This is a genomic window from Vibrio sp. Vb1337 (assembly GCF_033338715.1).
GTDB classification, from domain to species: Bacteria; Pseudomonadota; Gammaproteobacteria; order Enterobacterales; family Vibrionaceae; genus Vibrio; species Vibrio alginolyticus.
Genome location: NZ_JAWOTD010000309.1, coordinates 1 through 1,008 on the forward strand (window position 1 = coordinate 1; position 1,008 = coordinate 1,008).

Annotated in this window: 1 protein-coding gene; it reads right to left on the reverse strand. The window is 49.4% G+C overall.

The features are described 5' to 3' along the window. Positions 1-1,008 (reverse strand): PTS mannitol transporter subunit IICBA (locus tag R7E42_RS25850; protein WP_318073364.1); only part of this gene is annotated, 1,008 nt, incomplete at both ends.

Sequence of the window (1,008 nt, forward strand, 5' to 3'; positions counted from 1 at the left end):
TACGTGCACGATCCGTTAAGTCTTTGTGTGTAATCACGATATCTGCACTCTCTGGTAAGCTGTTGATAGCAAGGTTGGTTACGTGGACGTTCAGACCTGCGTCCTGAACTTTCTTACGTAGCATGCTCGCACCCATGGCGCTTGAGCCCATGCCCGCATCACAAGCGACAATGATGCTTTGTACTGTCGCTAGGTCTACGTCACCTTTGCTTTCGTTGTTTACCACTGCGCCGTTTTTCGATGCAGATTTCATGTCTTTCATTTGCGATGTGGCTTTTTCTAGTGCCGCTTCATCGCCATCTTCTTCTGTCGAGGTTTGCGTTTTCATCAGCAGAGAGGCAACCGCGAATGACACGCCTGTTGCTGCCGCGATAGAGGCAAGAACGCCAACAATTGAGCCTTTTTGAGTCATCAATAAGATGGCGAAGATAGAACCTGGAGAGGCTGGAGAAACGATGCCCGCGTTAAACATGGTTAGAACGAACACGCCAGTCATACCACCTGCAATAGCCGCAAGGATCAGACGTGGGTTCATTAGAATATACGGGAAGTAAATCTCGTGAATGCCACCGAAGAAACGGATGATGGATGCACCGCCAGCCGTTTGGCGAGCCGTACCTTTGCCAAACACCATGTAAGCCAGCAGGATACCCAAGCCCGGACCAGGGTTCGCTTCGATCAAGAAGAAGATCGATTGACCAGTCTCTGACGCTTGCTGAATACCCAGTGGAGAGAAGATGCCGTGGTTGATCGCGTTATTTAGGAACAGGATCTTCGCTGGCTCAACAAAAATAGAAGTCAGTGGCAGAAGGTGCGCTGAAACAAGGAAGTTTACGCCAGCTGCCAATGCGCCTGAAAGCACTTTGACAAATGGGCCGATAAGGAAGAAAGCCAGAATGGCGCACAGCATACCGATGATGCCAGCAGAGAAGTTGTTCACCAACATCTCGAAGCCGCTTTTTACTTTACCATCGATGTAGTTATCGAATTTTTTGATTGCCCAGCCAC